The organism is Mongoliibacter ruber, assembly GCF_003003005.1.
Classification (GTDB): domain Bacteria; phylum Bacteroidota; class Bacteroidia; order Cytophagales; family Cyclobacteriaceae; genus Mongoliibacter; species Mongoliibacter ruber.
Genome location: NZ_PVTR01000007.1, coordinates 176,065 through 195,525 on the forward strand (window position 1 = coordinate 176,065; position 19,461 = coordinate 195,525).

At 39.2% G+C, this 19,461-nt stretch carries 17 protein-coding genes; 10 read left to right on the forward strand and 7 right to left on the reverse strand.

The window, feature by feature from the left end:
• Positions 1 to 41: 41 nt before the first annotated feature.
• The 9 genes from CLW00_RS12985 (at position 42) to CLW00_RS13025 (ending at position 8,214) form a co-directional block, all read left to right on the forward strand.
• Positions 42 to 398: a hypothetical protein gene (locus CLW00_RS12985; protein ID WP_146131425.1), complete on the forward strand. Its 357-nt coding sequence runs from the start codon at positions 42 to 44 to the stop codon at positions 396 to 398.
• Positions 399 to 486: 88 nt separating this feature from the next.
• Positions 487 to 1,080 carry an imidazole glycerol phosphate synthase subunit HisH gene (gene hisH, locus CLW00_RS12990; RefSeq protein ID WP_106134115.1) on the forward strand — a complete coding sequence of 198 codons (594 nt, stop codon included), beginning with the start codon at positions 487 to 489 and terminating at the stop codon, positions 1,078 to 1,080.
• 264 nt (positions 1,081 to 1,344) lie between these two features.
• The gene (gene hisA / locus CLW00_RS12995) at positions 1,345 to 2,058 is read left to right on the forward strand and encodes a 1-(5-phosphoribosyl)-5-[(5-phosphoribosylamino)methylideneamino]imidazole-4-carboxamide isomerase (RefSeq protein WP_106134116.1); all 714 of its coding nucleotides are present in this window, start codon (positions 1,345 to 1,347) and stop codon (positions 2,056 to 2,058) included.
• Positions 2,059 to 2,244: 186 nt separating this feature from the next.
• The gene (hisF, locus tag CLW00_RS13000) at positions 2,245 to 3,000 is read left to right on the forward strand and encodes an imidazole glycerol phosphate synthase subunit HisF (RefSeq protein WP_106134117.1); all 756 of its coding nucleotides are present in this window, start codon (positions 2,245 to 2,247) and stop codon (positions 2,998 to 3,000) included.
• Positions 3,001 to 3,027: 27 nt separating this feature from the next.
• The gene (gene hisIE, locus CLW00_RS13005) at positions 3,028 to 3,639 is read left to right on the forward strand and encodes a bifunctional phosphoribosyl-AMP cyclohydrolase/phosphoribosyl-ATP diphosphatase HisIE (protein ID WP_106134118.1); all 612 of its coding nucleotides are present in this window, start codon (positions 3,028 to 3,030) and stop codon (positions 3,637 to 3,639) included.
• Position 3,640: 1 nt separating this feature from the next.
• Entirely contained in the window at positions 3,641 to 4,057 is a 417-nt protein-coding gene (locus CLW00_RS13010) for an OsmC family protein (RefSeq protein WP_106134119.1), read from the forward strand.
• Positions 4,054 to 4,293: a hypothetical protein gene (locus CLW00_RS13015; protein ID WP_106134120.1), complete on the forward strand. Its 240-nt coding sequence runs from the start codon at positions 4,054 to 4,056 to the stop codon at positions 4,291 to 4,293. Before CLW00_RS13010 ends, CLW00_RS13015 begins: the two co-directional genes overlap by 4 nt.
• Positions 4,294 to 4,318: 25 nt before the next feature.
• On the forward strand, positions 4,319 to 5,323 hold the full coding sequence (locus tag CLW00_RS13020) for a Cache sensor protein (RefSeq protein WP_245917287.1): 1,005 nt from the start codon (positions 4,319 to 4,321) through the stop codon (positions 5,321 to 5,323).
• 50 nt (positions 5,324 to 5,373) lie between these two features.
• A complete protein-coding gene (locus CLW00_RS13025) occupies positions 5,374 to 8,214 on the forward strand; it encodes a response regulator (protein ID WP_245917289.1) in 2,841 nt (946 codons plus the stop codon).
• Positions 8,215 to 8,230: 16 nt separating this feature from the next.
• Here CLW00_RS13025 and CLW00_RS13030 read toward each other — a convergent pair whose 3' ends face one another.
• The 7 genes from CLW00_RS13030 to CLW00_RS13060 all read right to left on the reverse strand — a co-directional run bounded on the left by CLW00_RS13030 (position 8,231) and on the right by CLW00_RS13060 (position 18,248).
• A complete protein-coding gene (locus CLW00_RS13030; protein WP_106134122.1) occupies positions 8,231 to 9,538 on the reverse strand; it encodes a dihydrolipoamide acetyltransferase family protein in 1,308 nt (435 codons plus the stop codon).
• Between the two features lie 83 nt (positions 9,539 to 9,621).
• Entirely contained in the window at positions 9,622 to 10,887 is a 1,266-nt protein-coding gene (locus CLW00_RS13035; RefSeq protein ID WP_106134123.1) for a competence/damage-inducible protein A, read from the reverse strand.
• A 557-nt stretch (positions 10,888 to 11,444) separates the two neighbouring features.
• Positions 11,445 to 15,026 carry an ABC transporter permease/M1 family aminopeptidase gene (locus CLW00_RS13040; RefSeq protein ID WP_106134124.1) on the reverse strand — a complete coding sequence of 1,194 codons (3,582 nt, stop codon included), beginning with the start codon at positions 15,024 to 15,026 and terminating at the stop codon, positions 11,445 to 11,447.
• An 11-nt stretch (positions 15,027 to 15,037) separates the two neighbouring features.
• Complete coding sequence (locus tag CLW00_RS13045) at positions 15,038 to 15,910, reverse strand: ABC transporter ATP-binding protein (RefSeq protein WP_106134247.1); 873 nt, start codon at positions 15,908 to 15,910, stop codon at positions 15,038 to 15,040.
• 136 nt (positions 15,911 to 16,046) lie between these two features.
• Complete coding sequence (locus CLW00_RS13050; RefSeq protein WP_106134125.1) at positions 16,047 to 16,919, reverse strand: TraB/GumN family protein; 873 nt, start codon at positions 16,917 to 16,919, stop codon at positions 16,047 to 16,049.
• A gap of 124 nt (positions 16,920 to 17,043) precedes the next feature.
• Entirely contained in the window at positions 17,044 to 17,847 is an 804-nt protein-coding gene (locus tag CLW00_RS13055; protein ID WP_106134126.1) for a universal stress protein, read from the reverse strand.
• An 80-nt stretch (positions 17,848 to 17,927) separates the two neighbouring features.
• Positions 17,928 to 18,248: an antibiotic biosynthesis monooxygenase family protein gene (locus tag CLW00_RS13060; protein WP_106134127.1), complete on the reverse strand. Its 321-nt coding sequence runs from the start codon at positions 18,246 to 18,248 to the stop codon at positions 17,928 to 17,930.
• 52 nt (positions 18,249 to 18,300) lie between these two features.
• Between CLW00_RS13060 and CLW00_RS13065 the strand changes: the two genes are divergently transcribed.
• Entirely contained in the window at positions 18,301 to 19,347 is a 1,047-nt protein-coding gene (locus CLW00_RS13065; RefSeq protein WP_106134248.1) for an acyloxyacyl hydrolase, read from the forward strand.
• Positions 19,348 to 19,461 lie beyond the last annotated feature (114 nt).

The following is a 19,461-nucleotide window of genomic DNA, read 5'->3' on the forward strand; positions in this document are numbered from 1 at the left end:
TTCAGTTTAAAATTGATACTATTAATTCAAAATTTGAAAATATGAGTAAAGTAGAATTGATTGATTTTTTGGTAGATCAATATGGAAATCAAATTGGTGAAAAGCAGCATTTGAAAAATACTGATTATGGAATTATTAAAACCCAGTTAGATTTGGTTGATAAAGATATTGGGAATTCAAATTTAGGGGGTATTTTATGGCCGATCCTTGGGATGATATGGTTGATTCTTGGCTATATCTCATTCTATAATGGTGAATTTGATATGTTTAAGTTTGGGTATATAATTTTTGGTTTTCTCAAAATTATGATGGGTTTCTTTTATCTCTACAGAAGTTCGGAACTTAAAAAGAAAAAGGTCATCCTAGAGACGATTTTATTTTTAAATTTGCAAGCCTAGAATTTAGGATTTTTGATTATAGATTTGATTTTCAACCCTATCTGTAAAACCAATCTAAAAACTGAATTCTCCAATCTAAAATTCATAAATGCAAGTAGCAGTAATCAAATACAATGCAGGCAATGTGCAGTCTGTTCTTTATGCTTTAGAACGCTTGGGAGCTGATGCTTTACTTACAGATGACCTGGAGACGATATCCAAAGCAGACAAAGTCATCTTTCCAGGGCAGGGTGAAGCAAGTACCGCAATGAAATACCTTAAAGAAAAGAAATTGGACCAATTGATTCCTGAACTCAAACAGGATTTTTTTGGTGTTTGTCTTGGCCAACAATTGCTTTGTGATCATTCTGAGGAAGGGAACACATCTTGTTTGGGCGTTTTTCCTGTGAAGGTCAAAAAATTTCAACCTGAAAATCCATTCGACTTCAAGGTGCCACATATTGGTTGGAATAACCTGCAGGAAGTGAAATCTCCATTACTTAAAGGCTTGGATGATTCTTCCTTTGTGTATTATGTCCACAGTTTTTATTGTGAATTGAGTGAGCACACCATAGCCAAGACGGACTATATTCTGCCTTTCTCTGCGCTGATGCATAAAGATAATTTCTATGCCATGCAGGCCCATCCAGAAAAAAGCGGATTGGTAGGAGAGAGGATATTGAGAAACTTCCTAAGCCTGTAGGGTGTACGATGAACAAAGAAGCAAGAAACAAGAAACAAGAGGGGTTGGGAGTGACCTTTGAGGTTTTCAAAACCTCGAAGGTCTTTGCTTAGAACAAAGAATCACGAGAAAATAAACGAGGAGCGAGAGACAAGAAGCGAGAAGTGAGAGCCGAGAAACGAGAGAGAAGAAACGAGGAAAATCGATTTGAAGCTTTCAGACATCCATACTTCCTAACCTCCAACTTCCAATCATCCATATTTCCCAAAATCTAAAATCAATCCCATGTACATCATACCAGCAATTGACATGATAGGAGGCAAATGTGTCCGACTTACCCAAGGAGACTACGCCCAGAAAAAAGAGTACCATGACAGCCCTTTTGAAATGGCGAAGAGATTCGAAGACGCAGGAATCAAACGCCTTCATTTGGTAGATTTGGATGGTGCAAAAGCCAAAATGCCTGTCAATGGGGAAGCATTGAAGGCAATTACTACGCACACCTCATTGAAAGTTGATTTTGGAGGTGGGGTACAAAGTGATGAGGCTATAGAGCAGGTTTTTGAATGGGGAGCCAGTCAGGTTACCGGAGGAAGTGTTGCCGTGAAGAAACCTGAATTGTTTGATACCTGGATTCAGCAATATGGAGGTGAGAAAATCATACTCGGAGCGGATGCCAAAGATAGGAAAATAGCCATTTCTGGTTGGCAGGAAACTACAAGTGTAGACCTGATTGATTTTATCAAATCCTACATTGAAAAGGGTTTAAGCTATGTCATCTGTACCGATGTGGCAAAAGACGGCCTTCTTCAAGGGCCTTCAGTAGACCTGTACAAAGAAATACTTCAGGAGATTCCAGGCATCAAACTTATAGCAAGTGGTGGTGTCTCCAATGTCAAAGATCTCGAGGATTTACAAAAAATCGGGGTTTACGGAACCATTGTGGGAAAAGCTTACTATGAAGGTAGGATTTCTCTTGAGGAGTTGGCAGCGTTTTGAGAAGTGAGAGAGGCCAAGTGCGAGAGGCAAGAGACAAGAAACGCTTGTTGTTGTGTTGGTTCAAGTCTACAGACTTGGACCATATGTTACTTCCAACTATCCAAATCTAAAACCTGCCTACCGGCAGCCAAGTCTAAAATCTTAAATCTAAAATCTAAAATCTTAAACTATCCCCCTTCCCCCTCAATGCTGACAAAGAGAATTATCCCCTGCCTAGATATCAAAGATGGCCGAACTGTAAAAGGTGTCAACTTTGTGCAATTACGTGATGCCGGTGATCCTGTGGAGTTGGCCAAAATCTATTCAGACGAAGGAGCGGATGAGTTGGTGTTTTTGGATATTACCGCTACGGTGGACAAAAGAAAAACACTCGCTGAATTGGTGACCAAAGTTGCCAAAGCTATCAATATTCCTTTCACAGTAGGTGGAGGGATTTCCACCGTTGAGGATGTGAAGGTATTGCTCAATGCAGGTGCAGATAAGATTTCAATCAATTCAGCGGCTGTCAAAAATCCAAAAATCATTGATGAGATGGCAGCTGAATTCGGCAGTCAATGCATCGTGGTGGCTATAGACACAAGAAATGTAGATGGGCTGGATTTCGTCCATACACATGGAGGAAGAAAACCTACCTTGCTCAAGACACAAGCTTGGGCAAAAGAGATAAATGAACGTGGAGCAGGGGAGATTCTGTTGACCTCAATGGATCACGATGGTACCAAAGCTGGCTTTGCCAATGAAATCACTGCGGAATTAGCATCAATATTGAGTATTCCGGTGATTGCTTCCGGTGGAGCGGGAACCATGCCCCATTTCAAAGATGTTTTCACTTTTGGGAAAGCAGACGCAGCTTTGGCAGCATCTATTTTTCATTTCAAGGAGATTCCTGTACCTGAATTGAAAAAGTACCTCCATGAAGAGGGGATTCCTACCAGACTTTAATTTTATTTGTAGATCAATAAAGAGATTATGGATTCATTAAAAATAGATTTCCAAAAAGTTAGCGGCCTTGTTCCTGCTATCATCCAAGATGAGAAAAGTAACAAGGTCTTGATGCTTGGTTACATGAATCAGGAGGCTATAGACCAAACTATGGCTACCAAAAAGGTCACTTTTTTCAGTAGAACAAAAAACAGACTGTGGACTAAAGGTGAAACATCGGGTAATTTCTTGGAGTTGAAGTCCATAACCGTGGATTGCGATAATGATACTTTATTGATCAAGGCTTTGGCTTCTGGTCCTGTTTGTCATACAGGAGAAGATACTTGTTTTGCGGAAAAAAACAGGAGCTACACATTTTTTATTGATGAGTTGAGGGCAATTATCAAGGATAGGAAAAACAATCCTAACGATAAGTCCTATACAGCCTCCTTGTTTGCCAAGGGAATCAATAAAGTAGCCCAAAAAGTAGGTGAAGAAGCGGTGGAAATTGTGATTGAGTCCAAAGATGACAACAAAGAACTGTTTTTGGGAGAGGCAGCTGACTTACTTTTTCACTATTTGGTTTTACTTGAAGCCAAGGGGTATGAGTTGGATGAGGTGATGAATGTACTAATCGAAAGACATCAAAATAAATCATAAGATGAGCAAAAGAAATGTGACTGTCCGAATGAAAGCGGACTACGAATACGAAGCCAGTAATCTTCAGGGGAATGTTGTGCAGATGGACATGTACGATGCTCCTGAAAAAAAGGCACAATCTCCCATGGACCTATTGCTTTCAGCTTTGGGAGGTTGCTCAGCAGTAGATGCAGTTTCAATGATGAAAAAAAAGAGAAAAACAGTCGAAGACTTTTTTATAGAAGTAGAGGGAGATCGTAATGATGGTATTCCTGCATTTTACAAATCAATACACCTGCATTTCGTTTTGGTATCTCCAGATGCAAAAGAAGAGGAATTCGCAAAAGTGGTAGCGCTGTCAGTAGAAAAATACTGTTCTGTTGCATCATCGTTGAATTCAAAAGTCACACACAGTTCTGAGGTTAGAAAAATAGCATGAGAGTAGTCAGGGAATTTACCAAAGAGGCAATCCGTGTTTCTATTTTTTCTTGGAACAACAAGTACCTTATCAAATATGAGTTGGGTCCGATGGAACAGACTTTCAAAGTTTCGGAAATGGATATTTTGGAAGAATCAGACCTTGACGGGTTTAGCGAGGGTGAATTTTTTGAGGAAATTAAATTGAGGTTCAAAGAAATGGGAGAAAGCTTACGAAAACAGATGGAAAATATTTAGCTTTAGGAAAACCCATACTGATTAAATGGACTGGAAAAGACTCATTTACGCATTTTTTTTCCTGGCCTTATTGGCCTGTTCTCAACCAAAAACAGAGAAATTTCAGGTCATTTCTTTGGAACTCAATTCTTTTGTAAAGCTTTTGGAGTATGACCTTGCCAACCTTGAAAAGGAAATTGTAGCCTTAGGGGATACCATAGAATACTTATTTCAACACCAAGATAGTATATTGGCTTTGGCTGACAATACCCTCTATAGGTTTGAAAATGGCATTGCCAACTCAATGCCTGCGGCTGATCCGAATCTTAGCACACTCTACATATCTACCTTGGCTCCAAGCATGGAAGAGGCGATGAAACTGATCTATTTGACCAATCCTACCGATCAGATATTCAAATCTATTTTTGAAAAATACGACGTTATTTCTCAGGTGTACATGAACAGCAATAGGCAGTTTAATAGACTTTATCCTCCTTTTGAGGCTATAGATGCGCTTGAGCCTGATTTGGATATCCCATCATTTAACTTTTACTACGAAGCAGATGAAGTGCACAATCCTGAAAGGTCGTCCACATGGGTCAAAGAAATCTATATTGATCCGGCAGGTAGGGGCTGGGTAGCCTCTTTGCTTCATCCGGTATATGTAGAGGACGACTTGATGATGGTTTTGGGATTTGACATTACCGTCAATGACCTGATAGAGATCTATCTAAATAATTCTACCCGGAATCTGGTCATCATAGACCCTGCAGGCACAGTAGTGGCAGGTAAATCGAAAGCAATTGAGGCATTATCGCTTCCTCCCCTAAAAAATCATACCTATAACCAAACTATCACTTCCAATAGTTATAGGCCTGAAGATTTTAACCTTTTCAGAAGCAAAAGTAAGACAGTAAGGAAAATTGCTTCAAGTATTATTCTTTCAAAAGAAAAAAACCTTGAATTGAAAGATGGTGATGAATCTTTCAAAATAATTGTAAACAAAGTAGAAAACCTTGATTGGTTTGTTCTGGACTTGATTTTCGAATGAGGATGCAAAATAAAATATTGCCTAAACCAAAAACTCGAACGTCTAGATGGATGGTTACATTTGCCATTTCACTGGTGCTGTTGATCCTTGTTTTAGGCTTTAGTTTTTTTACGGCATTGAGAGAAAGCCAGATCAATTCCCGGCAATTGGCCCTTAATAAGCAAGTAGAAATTGCTGGCAAAGACCTTCAAAAACACTTTGAAGCCATGTATGAGGATATGGTCTTCTTTGTGAATAATTTGGAGCCTTGGACCTATGAGAGAACAGGAAATGAGCAACTGGCTTTTGAAAAAAGAGCAAGACGCATTTTCAACAATCACAGAGAGCTCTTGGATACTGTTGTGGTCACTTTCCCTAATGATTATGTGTCATTCCACTTTGATAGGCAGAACAATTTCATCAAAACTGTATATGAGAAAAATGAGGATATCCCTATTCCTACGGGGAAAATCATTGACCTTCATAATGCTACCAAAGGTGTAGGGATACAAGTGAGGTTAAACCTTGCCCGGTATTTTAGAGAGGAACTTAGCAATTATTATCTTGGTTCTTTGGGCCAAAAACTCATTTGGCAGGATGAGGTCTTTAGTGTTTTTTCAGATGAAAATGAATTTGATATCGTCAAGCTTGATGATAAAACAGCAAACACAATAAATAGAGAGATCAAGGATGGATTGAAAGGATATGCCAAAGGAAATGTCTTTGCCTTAGGCATGGGTTCAGAAAGTTACCGTGCTACTATTCATTATTACCCCATTAGTTTGGTTCCATTGACAGGAACTTTTGCTGTAGTTTTTACACAGGATATCAGCAATATCGGTTTTGATGTTTACAATACGTATTTCTATTTATTGTTAGGACTCACTATTCTGTTGGCCGCAGTTATTATAGTACTTTACCAGTTTATCAATAGAATACAGGTAGCAAACAGTAGACTGGAACAGTACTCAGAAGAAATTCAGGAATTGTTCCGCAGGCAGTCTTTGCTTCTGCAAGAGTCTAAAGGTTTTATTTACTTTCAGGATGAAACAGGGAAAATGACTTCAGTAGGGGATGAAGTCATATCTGTGTTGGGTTATGATAAAAAGGAATTTTTATCGGGATTCAAAGAATTTGTTAGCCGTGAGGATAAGGAAAGGATAGATGGATTAATACGACAAGCCAAGCTTACCAAAGAAGATGTGCTTGAGACAGAATTTTCATTTCTCAAAAAGTCTGGTGATTGGATTCGGGTGAAAATATTTGAAAAGTTCATCTATGATGATCTAGGCCATTTTCAGGGGAATGTTGGTATATGCACCGATATTCAGAAGAAGTATGAAGCCGAACAGGAATTGATCAAAAGTGAAAATAGACTTCGGGCAGTTTTGGATAGTCTTCCGGATCTCATTTTTACATATAATTATGAGGGAGTTTTTTTAGACTATTATGTTCAAGATAGGAGTTTGTTGATTTTTCCACCTGAATATTCCCAAGGGAAAAATTTCCGTGAGGTTATTCCTGAACCGATGAAGTCTCAATTGGTTGATATTTTTGATAAAATCATCAATACAGGCAGGAGTCAGACTTTAGAGTTTGAAGTCAATCTGCCCATTGGAAGGAGAATTTTTGAAGCCCGTTTATTTAAATTGGATGACGACCGCATTATATCACTGGCACGTGATGTTACTGCCCAAAAACTATGGGAAAAAGGGCTGAGAGAAGCAAAAGAGGCTGCAGAACAAGCCAACAGGGCCAAGTCTGAATTCTTAGCAAATATGAGTCATGAGATCAGAACTCCTATGAACGGTTTGTTGGGGATTATTGGGCTTCTGGAAAATACGCCACTTGATGGCAAACAGAAGGAGTACATCAAGGTAATCAGGGATTCAGGAAAATCCCTCAACTCGATCATCAATGATATCTTGGACTATTCTAAAATAGAATCAGGAATGATGGAGCTTAATCCATCTGTGTTTCATTTGAAAGAAGAACTTGAAAGTACATTCAAACTCTTTAGAGGATCGATAGGTGAAAAGCAGCTGGATTTTTCTTATCAATTTGCAAAAGATATTCCCGAGTATGTTTTCTTGGACAAGGAGAAACTCACACAGGTTATTTACAACATCGTAGGAAATGCTATCAAGTTTACACCCATAGATGGGACTATCAAGATTGATATAGGGGTGGAAGAACTGATGAATGATAACATCATGCTTGAATTTTCGGTGTTTGATTCAGGACTTGGGATTCCCAAAGATAAAATCGATTTATTGACCCAACCTTTTGTTCAGGTAGATGGCAGCAATACCCGAGAGTACCCTGGCACTGGACTTGGATTAGCCATTTCAAAAAAGTTGATCGAATTGATGGGAGGAGAGCTTGAAATAGAAAGTGAAATAGGCAAAGGATCTAAATTCTCATTCAGTGTCTTTGGAAGCTCAAAGAACAGGGTAGAATTGAAGGAGTCCAATGAGTTGCAACTAAGCAAAAGCCTTGGCTTTTCCTATTTGAATATGGCGGATAGTATTCCTCTCAAGATTCTTTTGGTAGAAGACAATGAAATCAATATAACTTTTATGCTGATGACTATGGAGCAGTTGGGTTATACTATTCAGGTAGCAAAGAATGGGCTTGAAGGGGTAGAAAAAGCTAAGAAAGATTCATTTGACCTGATTTTGATGGATATTCAGATGCCGAAGATGAATGGGCTGGAAGCCACAAAGGAAATTAAAAAAATGGGCCATTTGTATGGAGCCAAGATAATTGGGCTATCGGCCAATGCATTCAAAGAGGATATCAACGCTGCACTTGACGCAGGGATGGATGGTTATCTTACCAAGCCTATCAGTGTGGAGGATATTGCAAAAGTGATCAAAGATACTTTTGATAAAAATAAAAAGGAGGCCTAAACCTCCTTTTTTGATTTTATATGTCTGAATTTAGATCGAATGCTTCTAGGTAATCGGCTACCCTTTTGACAAACATCCCTCCAAGTGACCCATCTACGACCCTATGGTCATAGGAATGTGAAAGGAACATTTTGTGTCGGATGGCAATTACATCTCCTGTAGGTGTTTCTACGACTGCAGGCTTTTTCTGTATAGCGCCTACTGCCAAAATAGCCACTTGAGGTTGCATGATAATCGGTGTACCCATCACATTTCCAAAAGAACCCACGTTGGACACAGTATAAGTACCTCCGCTCAATTCATCCGGGCTCAACTTATTGATCCTCGCTCTAGAGGCCAAATCATTGATTTTCTTGGATAGGCCGGAAAGATTCAGTTGGTCAGCATTTCTAATGACAGGAACTATGAGATTCCCTGAAGGCAAAGCAACAGCCATTCCTACATTGATTTCTTTTCTCTTGATGATTTTATCGCCATCTACAGAAATATTGATCATTGGAAAATCCTTTATGGCTCTTGCCACAGCCTGAATAAAGAAAGGTGTAAAAGTAAGGGGTTCTCCCTCTTGTTTTTTATAGGCATCTTTCACTTTGTTTCTCCAAAGTACAATGTTGGTCACATCAGCTTCTACAAAAGAAGTGACGTGAGCCGATATCCTTCTGGAGTCCACCATCCTTTGTGAGATCATCTTTCTCATCCTATCCATTTCGATGATTTCGTCTTGTCCGGAAATGGATATTTCCACTTTAGGACTTGGGGTAGGAGCAGAAGCTTTTGATGGGCTTGAAGCTTGAGGTGCTTGATTTCTTGTCTTTAGGTAGGTAAACATGTCATTTTTAGTGACACGACCATCTTTCCCTGTCCCTGGGATAGTAGACAATTCACTTTTACTGATATTCTCTTCTTTGGCTATGCTCATGACCAACGGAGAGTAAAACCTTTCATCTCCTTCAGCTTCGGTGGCATTGGCATTATCAGAAAGTAACGTTGAAGTCTGTGCGGGTGCTGCAGCTATTAACGCCTCTTTTTCTTCCTCTTTGTTTCCTTTGGATTCATCTGCAGAAGATTCATTTGCATCTTCACCTTCTATTTCAATGATTGCAATAGGAGCGCCTACGGCAACAACTTCGCCCTCTTTGGCCAAAATTTTCTTCAATACTCCTCCATGGGTAGCAGGAACCTCTGTGTCTACTTTATCTGTAGCTACTTCTAATACAGACTCATCTTGTTCGATGGTATCACCTTCATTTTTGAGCCATGTAAGGACAGTTCCTTCTATGATACTTTCACCCATTTTGGGCATCAGCATTTCTACGGTCGCCATAATATTTATTTTTAATTGGGTTTATTTCTGAATTTTAAAATTAAATTTTATTTCTGCCAATCCAAAATGGATTTGGAACATTTTTATTCTGTTTTTCCTGAAATGACTAATCTCAACATGTTGAGTACTGCTACAGCGGTCAACTGAATATTGAGCATTCGGTCTTGTGTAAGTTGAAGTCTTTTGGTGATAGTCCCCCTCTCTGATGCACAGGCTATCCAAACTGTCCCTACAGGTTTCTCAGCCCATCCACCTCCAGGGCCTGCTATTCCTGAACTTGCCAAGCCAAAATCAGACTCAAACATTCCCTTAACATTTTCAGCCATTTGAATAACTGTTTCCTCACTTACAGCTCCTTTTTCTGCCAAAGTAGCTTCATCTACTCCCAACAACTTATTTTTAAAATGATTGTGGTAAGGAATCAAGCCTCCTTGAAAATACTCGGAGCTTCCGGGTATAGTTGTAATCAGATGTGAAATATAACCACCAGAGCAGCTTTCTGCAAATGCTACATTTTTTCCCGCCTGTTTGAGCATTCTCCCAATCGCTTCCTCAAGAGTTTCTTTGTTGTAACCAAAAACATACTTGCCAATAATGGGCATAACCAGTTCTATTTGGTTTTCGACATCATTTTGTAAACTCTCCAGTTCATCTCCAAAAGCAGTCAAGCGTAATTTTACCTGTCCAAGGGAAGGAAGGTATGCAAGTTTGACGTGTTCGGGAAGGTTTTTTTCCCAGTCTTTCAACAAGTCTGCCAGCCAACTTTCCCCGATTCCTACAGTTTTGATGACTTTATGATAGATGATGGGTAGGGGGAAAATTTCTTTTACTTTAGGAAGGACAAAATCTTCCATCAATTTTTTCATCTCATGGGGTACACCAGGCATGGACATCCATACGGAACCATTTTCTTCAAACCACATTCCGGGAGCTGTACCTACCTCATTTGGTACATAGGTACATTTGGTAGGAAGATGTGCTTGAAATTTGTTGAGATCAGTTAGTTCTCTGCCTCTTTTTTCAAAGAAAGTCCTTACAGCTTCTAGCGCCTCAGGGACTAGCTTAATCTCGCAATCAAAGTACTCCGCCAGTAATGGTTTGGTCAGGTCATCATTGGTAGGTCCCAATCCTCCCGTCATCAAGATGATATCAGCACGCTGTTCGGCTGCTTTAAAAGCGGCCAAGATAGCCTCCCTATTATCTCCAACGGTTGTTCGCTGAACCACTTTAACTCCAATTTTATCTAATTCTTGGCTAATCCAATGGCTATTGGTATCGATTATCTGCCCATAAAGCAATTCATCTCCAATCGCCAATATTTCTGCTTTTACAGTTTTTATGTTTCCCATTAAGTATTCAAAAGTTTTGCAGGCCTTAAATTAAGGGGAATTATTCAGATCAAAGTTTCTTTTGAGAAATAGATTTTACAATTGAGACAGTAAATGAACAAATTGGAAAATAGGATTTATTGAAATAAAATTTTTGTTTCCAGATATATGGACATCGGGCCTGATTAGTAAAACAGTCAACTTTAAACTGACTTTTATACCAGGGATCGCAGGGGAAGATGAATTTTGACCTGGCCTGCCTAGATGATCACGACATACAGGCCAGCGGTGTCTCGGTGGACTGATATGCCTACCCCGTAGAATTACGAGGGGTTCGAAATTCCAGTTCCGATCGATATTCGCTACTTTTTCATCATAGCCTGCCCCATCCCGATAAGAATATCTGGATTCGGGGGGAAGTAGCTTTATAAAAAAATCAAGAAAGATTAGACTTTAAGAACAATTCATGATAGTAATTACTTACATACATCTCTAGGGTAAGAGATTAAACTTTCTAAAGATTGAAATGTATCTCATAAAAGAAAAAAAGCTCCGATCTGATATCGGAGCTTAGTGCTTTACTTTTCACTTACCCTTTTGACATTGTCATTCGGCATACGGTCTACCAAATAATTGTAAGGGTCAATTCCTGCCTGATGGGGGACTTCTTTGACCCGATAAGTAAAGGTATTTTCGGCCTGGGTGATTTTCACCCTTTCATATATCAAGGGCTTTCCAAACACCTTCTTATTATCTGTGGGAGCAAAAACCCCAATGTCTATAAAATCTACAAGAGGGATATCAGTCTGCTTGCCCATTGAATCTGCCCTGAATTTCTGAGATTCTGTGGTCAGGGTTACCAAATAATCATCACCTTCTTTGGTATAAGAAGCTTCTATTATCCTATTGGAGAATAAGGTGATATTCTCAAAAAGATCTTCTATGAGGTATTGAAGTGAGTCCGGTGTCACCTCCTTAAATGCCCTGACAGCTGACAAGGAAGTGGGGTACAGTGGCTCCTCATAAGCATAGTAATCAAGTAGTTTTTGTAAAGCCAGGTTAACATTTTCTTCCCCAATCATCTCTTTGAGGTAGTACATCACTACAGATCCTTTGCGGTAATGGATATAGCCTTGATTTTCGGTTTCTATCAAAGGTCTTTCTGCCTCATATTCATTACTTCTTCCTGCTAGGTATGAATTCATTTCATACTTCAGAAATTTGACCATTTTATCTCTGCCGTACTCTTCTTCCATGACCATCAAGGCAGCATACTGTGCAAAACTTTCACTCAGCATTTCACTTCCGCGCATCCGTGCGCCGATCAGTTGATGCGCCCAATATTGATGTGCCATTTCATGTGCCACTACATAATATACAAGGTCAATATCGTCCTCAGTCACTTCTCTTAAATCAAGAATGAAACCCAAACCCTCGCTGTATGGCATCGTCCCGGGAAAAGCCTGTGCGAAGGAGGAGTATCTTGGGAACTCGATTATCCTACATTGTTGATGGTAATAAGGACCAAAATTCTCAGTGAAATATTCAAGTGATTTTTCCATGCTTCTCAGCATATTGGGTACGTTGTATTCATGGCCCGGGATATAATACACTTCCAGATCAATTCCGTTCCACTTTTGTCGTGCGACCTCATACTTTGCAGAAATAAAAGAGTAGAAATTGATGGACTGATGATCCATTTGGTATTCAAAATACCGGCGGTCATCCTCCTCCCATTCTCTTATTAATGATCCCGGAGCTACTGCTATTTGATCAGGGGCAGTACTGATAATTGTTTTCATTTCAACCCAATCTGAGTCTTGAGTGATATAGGTATTGCTACGATTGATTTCATCACTTTCGTCCAAAGAAGCCAGTCTTTGTTTTTTAGGCAAATCCAATTTTGTCCTCTTGTTTTTATCACTGAGCTCATTTCTACTGTCATAACCAATAATGGGAACTACATCATAATTGTTGAAAAAAGTGCCATTTTGAGTCAAAGAAGTGAAAGAAACCTGGTTTTCAAATCCCTTGCTTATAGTAGACATTTCCATTTTCACTGGCAAAGTGTCACCTGGCATCATAGGTTTGTCCAATGTATATATACGGTACCTCAATCTTTTGTCATCAGTTTTCAATTGCATTCCCGGAACTTCAATGGAAAAGGTGTCAGGTAATGTTGGCATTACAAAATGAATTTCTGAAATAGACTCTGTTGATTTGTTGACGATCAAAGCATCCACTGAGATAAAAAGATCTCTTTCATAAGGAAAGATGTCTATTTCATAATTAAGGCTAACCCATCTTGGCTGGGCCATATCCTGATATTGCTTATAGGTAAGCTCGTATTCCTTACGTCTGTTTTCCAGTTCTTTAGGACTGAAGTAAGTATTGATTACCTTGGTGTTGTAATATACAAAAGCCGCACAGCCTAAAAAGAGGAAGGTAAACACCAATAATACTCCACTTTTGCTTTTCAGGCGTTGTAGAGCAAACTTACTTCGGGTCCGAAAGTCTGTCTCTTTGCCTCGCACATAAAAGGCGTATATGACAATAGCTAAAATCAAGCAGAACAGTGTCCAGTACATATTAAACCAAACTAATCCCGGAATAAAAGGGCCATATCCATTCATATCTGAGTAGATTGCGCTTGGAATGCCACCAAATTCCAACATGTTGGAGCTGATTTCCAGGACTGACCATAGAAACTCATTCACTATGATGAAGGCCACAAAGGCAAAGTATGCGATATACCTGTTGTTGATCAGGTAATGAAAGAGCAAGGCAATGATCACCAGATAACCAAACTGAAACATATCCAAAACCAATAAACTTTGTGCATATACACCCAGCTCAAACTTGGTATAACCATAGAATAGCTGTGTGATTACACCTATCAGTATTGTACAGCACAATACAGCAAAAATACTGGTAAGCATGGCGATGAGCTTGGAAGAGAACAGCATCCCTGTCCTTGCCGGAGTAGCATCCTGAATCTCTGAAATCTTGGCATCTCTTTCTTTCCATACCAGAACTCCTGAATAAAAAGTGATAATACCGATCAAAAAGAGGTAAAATGAACCCCTGATATAATCCACCACATCATAGGTGACAGGATAGGTGGATGTGCCATAGCTGCTGGTAAAACTTGTCAGACTGGCAATCAAATTGATCATGCCAATAATCACTATAATGATAAAAGTCTGGTTTCGGATAATAGCTTTGGTTTCAAATTTGATCATATGCCAAAAAGCAGACCAACTGAATCCTTTATTTTCAGGTAGTTCAAAACTCTGTACCTCTGTAAGTGAATAATGTTCTATTTTTTCATTCTGTGCTTTTTTCCCTTTTTTGACTTTTTCCTTTTTAGTATTGAAAGAAAACTTGGAAAACATAAATAATAGCAGGACCAAACTCAATCCCACCCATATCATTCTATTGATCAAAAACTGTCCTGCCAATGGAGTAGCACTCAAGTATTTTTCTTCAATCGTAGCATACTTGGAAAGGGTGCTTAATGGTTGAAAACCGAATGGATCAAGGATATTGGCCAGCCATTCTTTTTCCAAGTCTGCGGTAAATCCTTGTCCGACCACGTAAAATACCAAAATCAACATGGCTCCTACAAAGGATACGATATTACTCCTGAATACCACTGCCAAACTATACAATATTGACCCTGCTATAATGGTATTGGGAATGGCAAATCCCAAGATGCCATAGAGATGACCATTCCAGATTACAGGGCCATAGCGCTCTGGCTGCACCCAGGGCATCAAAGGGCCAATCAATGATCCTATGGAAACTCCAAGTAGTGGTATCATAGAGATCAGTAAGGCTCCCAAAAACTTCCCGAAGAAATAGTCACTTTTCTTGATAGGAGAGGAAAAAACAAACTGATGCATGCCTGTACTGAAGTCTCTGTTAGCAGAGGCATTCATAAAAGCTGTTGTCATCAACAAGCAGAGCAATGACATTACACCATAATAGGATTGGATGACAGAGGGAGCATTTTTATAAACTGAGCCTACACCACCACCTATAGAAACTTGATCAGATGAAACTGCTCCAAAAACCAACAAACTTACAATGATCAGGAATATCCAAAGCATTGGTGCTCCCAACCAGTATTTCAATTCATGTCTTATAAACTTCCACATAGTCTCTGGCTTTAGATCAATTGGTTGAGTTTGGCGAAAAATACATCTTCCAGTGTTTCTTCTGCTTTCGCAAAACCAGAATTGAGTGGACTTTCAGAAAAGACATGAATCTGTGGTTTGCCACCTACGAGCTTATTACTGATAACCCTATAGTCCTGTTGGTATTGCGTAAGTTCTTCTTTATTTACTTTTTTTGCAAAAACCTTATCCCTGATCAAAGCTAAGGCATCATCTGTAGTGCCAGAGTACAGGACTTCGCCCTCATCCATAATGGCCATATCATTGCACAGCTCCCTGACATCCTGTACAATATGGGTAGAAAGGATGACGATTGTCTGCTCCCCGATTTCACTGAGTATGTTGTAGAACCTGTTTCGCTCTCCGGGATCAAGCCCAGCAGTAGGTTCATCTACTATAACGAGTTTAGGATTGCCAATCAGGCATTGAGCTATACCGAAACGCTGTCTCATGCCTCCTGAGTAGGAGCTGACGGCCTTTTTACGATGTTCAAATAGGTTGACCTTTTGTAAAAGGTAGTCCACCATTTCAGCTCTTTTCTTTTTCTCGTCAAAGCCTTTAAGAATGGCCAAATGGTGAAGTAATTCTACAGCTGAAGTGCGCGGGTAAACCCCGAATTCCTGTGGTAGGTATCCTAAAACACGGCGGACTTTATCCTTATCTTTGAGGACATCTATATCTCCAAGTATAGCCTCACCGCTGTCGGCTTCCTGAAGCGTGGCCAAAGTTCTCATCAAGGAGGACTTTCCTGCGCCATTTGGTCCGAGTAGGCCAAACATTCCTGTTTTGATTTCCAGACTTACATTTTTAAGCGCATGAACGCCATTACCATATTGCTTTTTCAGGTTTTGAATACTTAAAATCATATGCTTTGATTTTTTTGGTGGTGTAAAAATGAAACCGATAATGATGCCAAGTCGAAAAAGGCGCACCGACATCGATTTACAATTGTTTTGGGAAAAAAAGTGTCCGAATTCATCAATGATTCGGACACTATATTGTTCAATACAAAACAGGTTCTACCTGATAGCCTTGCTTTTTGAGTAAGTGTATGACTCCTTTTTCTGAGCCAAGATGTCCAGAACCAACCGCCACGAAGATCGGATTTTCTGCCATTGCTTCTTCTATTAGAGGAATCCAAGTTTTGTTCCTGTCATACACAAGCGCGTCACCGTGGTTGGCAAACATTTCGGAATCGAGGATATGGTCATGTATGTTTTCAATATCTTCGGTCAGGTAAACCGCTACCAGTTCATCAAAATCTCTTCCTCCTTTGTCAAGGTCTTTGATCATATCAATCAAATCACTCACTTGATCCTCTAAGGGGATTTGATCAAATAGTCCAGCCTGAAACTCTATGGTTTCCAGACCAGCGATTTCCAGTCCTGAGTTTTGGGCCTTCTCTATGAAAAACTGTTCATAGCTGCTTTTTTGGTCGCAAAGTATCACTTGAGTCAGTACTAAGGAGCTCAGCATAAAGGGTTTCATTGCACCTAATTGGTTAAGGCCAGCACCGAATTTCTCCTTAAAAAAAGCATCTATCAATTCTTTATTTTCTTCTTCTATAAATTCTCCAATATTTTGCATTCCTTCATTGAAAGTGACCTGAGACATTTTTGTCATTAGATCGGGATCAGCCATATCTATTTCCAAAAAGAGTTTATCGCTACTTTCAAGCGCTGAGAGAATTTGCTCATTCATCATAAATTGCTCTTCGCAAATAATATGAATGGTTCCGAAGACATAGGAATCATGTTTTAGGCCATTTCCTGAAACTTTCCAAAGAAGAGAGGACTCTTGGGCAAATAGGTAAGGGGCGGAAAAGAATAAAAAGACTAGTAGAAAAGCCGCTTTCAATCTAATTCTTTCAATCATATTTTTTAAAGTTTAGGTTACTGAAATAATATTCAATTAAGTTAAATTTTTCTTGAAATATGAAAGAAAATATTTTTTTAAAGCAGGCTTTCCTGATAGAATATTGGTTTGGGTGAATTTTAAATTATTTGATCACCAATAAAGGTACATGAGTGTGGTATGCCATTTCCACGCTCGTGCTTTTATTAAACAAGTACTCATAGAAAGTCTTGTTTTTAGAGAATGTAACCAAAATGGAATTTGGATTTTTCTCTAAATGGAGTCTCATTCCTTCTTCTGGGTTATCAGCATTGCTAATGACGAAACTTGCCTGAATGTGAGGATAGGTTTCTTTTAAGTAAGACTCCAATCCTTTCAGTTCTATTGATTTGTCAAAAGAGAGTTCTTTGCATATATGAAAAAATTCATAGGGTAGCCCCAGTTTAGAAGTCAATGTAAACAGGTTTTTAAACTGTTTTTCTGTTTCATTTAGGAGTTCGAGGCCCACACAGATTTTGTTTTTGGAGGGGAGGTCTGCATCATTTGGGACAGCCAGGACTGTCGTCATGGCGTCCTTGATCACATGGCTGGTATTTGATCCGATTAGTGCCTTTTTGATCCCACTTGCGCCTTGAGTTCCCATTACAATCAGGTCATATTCCTCTCTGTAGGCAAATGATGTCACAGCCGTGGCAACACTTCCCTGAAGGATCTTGTAGTCAATGGTCAATCCTTGTTTTTTTAGACGGTCGGAGATTTCCTGCATTTGATTTTTAGCATCACGTTCGATATTGCTGATGATTTCTGTGGCTTGTGCAGCAAAATCATATACTGCGAAAAAAGCATAGAGTATAGTGATTTCAGCTTTTTCTACTTTGGCAATTTCGGTTGCAAAATCAAGAGCATTATTGGCATTTTCACTGAAATCTGTTGGAACTAGAATTTTCATATGGTTTGGGTTTTGAGAAAATTAAATTTAACAATTTATTGCACTAAAATTATATAAGGAGCAGAGGACTTTTTTCTAAGCTACATATTCTCAAATGAATAGTCTCTCTCAACTATGCAGATTCTGGTTTTGTATTGACTATACCATTTTTCTTTCCCTAGTTTCTGAGCAACCTGATGCTTAAGGTTGGCTTTCCAGTTTTTGATAGATTCCAAATTTTCCCAATAACTGACTGTAATGCCGATTTCTTCACGAGCCGATTCATGGCCCAAATAGCCAGGAGATTGGCTTGCAAGCTTTTCCATTTGTAAAGCTGTTTCCAAATAATCTTCATCGTCATTATTGCGTATACTGGTAAAAATTACCGCAAAGTATGGGGGAGCTGGGGTTTTGGCTATCATTTTAGTTTTAAATAGGATTTAAAGTTAGCATTGCTTAAACTGAATGAAAATTATGAAAAACCTTTTACTTTTTATTGCAGCAGCATTTATTCAGCACCTTCTGATTGCACAGACTACTCACAAGGTAGGTGTGGAAGGAAGCTATGGTTTTATCATAGCACACACTCAAAGTGTCAAACCCATCTCTCAGACGTTCCCTTACGGATTTTCCCTCAACTACCAATACATGAATAGCAGTCAGAAAAAATGGGAAAATTGTAATTGTTTCTATTATACAGGGCTGCAGTTGAGTCATCATGATTTTGCAAACAGGGAAGTGTTGGGAAGTGCCACCAGTCTTTCGGCTACTTTTGAGCCTATACTCTGGCAAAATAGAAGCTGGAGTTTTAACCTGATGTCTGGAATTGGCTTGAGTTATCTCAGTAACGTCTATAACCCTACTTTCAATCCCGAAAATACATTCTTTAGTGCTCCTGTAAGTTTTTTGATTTTTGTCAGCCCAAAAATTGAGTATCATGTCTCTGAAAAATGGAGTGCCCAAATGACCTTTCATTATAACCATATTTCTAATGGAGGACAGAGCAAACCAAATAAAGGAATGAATTATCCTATGCTGGGTTTAGGAGTTAACTATTACTTGCAAAGGGCAAGCCTTCCTGACTATCCCAAACGTGACATTACCTCACCTTGGTCTTGGTTGTTGGAAACTGGAATTACCCATAGGCAAGCGCAGTGGAGATCTGGAAGACTACCTACTATTTCTTTGCTTTTTGATAGAATCAAACCTGTTTCCAGAATCAATGCATTGGGCTTTGGTTTAGAAATGACTAAGGATTTTTCACTTGAGGTAGACCAAAGTAGGTGGGAGGCATTGATGCCTTCACCATTCGTATCTCATCATTTCATCTTTGGTCGTCTGGATTTTAGTCAAAGGTTTGCCGTGTATACTCAGAAGCCAGCTGGCTACATAGACCAATTGTTTTATCAAAGGTATACCCTTCATTATAGACTTTTCTCCAACTTTTCTATAGGAGGGTCCATGAAAGTCCATGGGCATGTGGCCGAAAATATTGATTTTAGGTTAGGCTGGAGGTTTTGATTTTCTCAATAAATAATCTGAGGATTCAATATTCTTATTTGTACGCTCAATTTTATGTTTCATTGATTGTTTAGGTAAAACCGACTTGATGGCAGATTGGTATCAATCAGCACT

Excerpts from the sequence above, each read along its gene's own strand:
- CLW00_RS12985 (WP_146131425.1), top strand. The coding sequence starts at position 42 with ATGAGTAAAGTAGAATTGATTGATTTTTTGGTAGATCAATATGGAAAT.
- hisH (WP_106134115.1), top strand. The coding sequence starts at position 487 with ATGCAAGTAGCAGTAATCAAATACAATGCAGGCAATGTGCAGTCTGTT.
- hisA (WP_106134116.1), top strand. The coding sequence starts at position 1,345 with ATGTACATCATACCAGCAATTGACATGATAGGAGGCAAATGTGTCCGA.
- hisF (WP_106134117.1), top strand. The coding sequence starts at position 2,245 with ATGCTGACAAAGAGAATTATCCCCTGCCTAGATATCAAAGATGGCCGA.
- hisIE (WP_106134118.1), top strand. The coding sequence starts at position 3,028 with ATGGATTCATTAAAAATAGATTTCCAAAAAGTTAGCGGCCTTGTTCCT.
- CLW00_RS13010 (WP_106134119.1), top strand. The coding sequence starts at position 3,641 with ATGAGCAAAAGAAATGTGACTGTCCGAATGAAAGCGGACTACGAATAC.
- CLW00_RS13015 (WP_106134120.1), top strand. The coding sequence starts at position 4,054 with ATGAGAGTAGTCAGGGAATTTACCAAAGAGGCAATCCGTGTTTCTATT.
- CLW00_RS13020 (WP_245917287.1), top strand. The coding sequence starts at position 4,319 with ATGGACTGGAAAAGACTCATTTACGCATTTTTTTTCCTGGCCTTATTG.
- CLW00_RS13025 (WP_245917289.1), top strand. The coding sequence starts at position 5,374 with ATGGTTACATTTGCCATTTCACTGGTGCTGTTGATCCTTGTTTTAGGC.
- CLW00_RS13030 (WP_106134122.1), bottom strand. The coding sequence starts at position 9,538 with ATGGCGACCGTAGAAATGCTGATGCCCAAAATGGGTGAAAGTATCATA.
- CLW00_RS13035 (WP_106134123.1), bottom strand. The coding sequence starts at position 10,887 with ATGGGAAACATAAAAACTGTAAAAGCAGAAATATTGGCGATTGGAGAT.
- CLW00_RS13040 (WP_106134124.1), bottom strand. The coding sequence starts at position 15,026 with ATGTGGAAGTTTATAAGACATGAATTGAAATACTGGTTGGGAGCACCA.
- CLW00_RS13045 (WP_106134247.1), bottom strand. The coding sequence starts at position 15,910 with ATGATTTTAAGTATTCAAAACCTGAAAAAGCAATATGGTAATGGCGTT.
- CLW00_RS13050 (WP_106134125.1), bottom strand. The coding sequence starts at position 16,919 with ATGATTGAAAGAATTAGATTGAAAGCGGCTTTTCTACTAGTCTTTTTA.
- CLW00_RS13055 (WP_106134126.1), bottom strand. The coding sequence starts at position 17,847 with ATGAAAATTCTAGTTCCAACAGATTTCAGTGAAAATGCCAATAATGCT.
- CLW00_RS13060 (WP_106134127.1), bottom strand. The coding sequence starts at position 18,248 with ATGATAGCCAAAACCCCAGCTCCCCCATACTTTGCGGTAATTTTTACC.
- CLW00_RS13065 (WP_106134248.1), top strand. The coding sequence starts at position 18,301 with ATGAAAAACCTTTTACTTTTTATTGCAGCAGCATTTATTCAGCACCTT.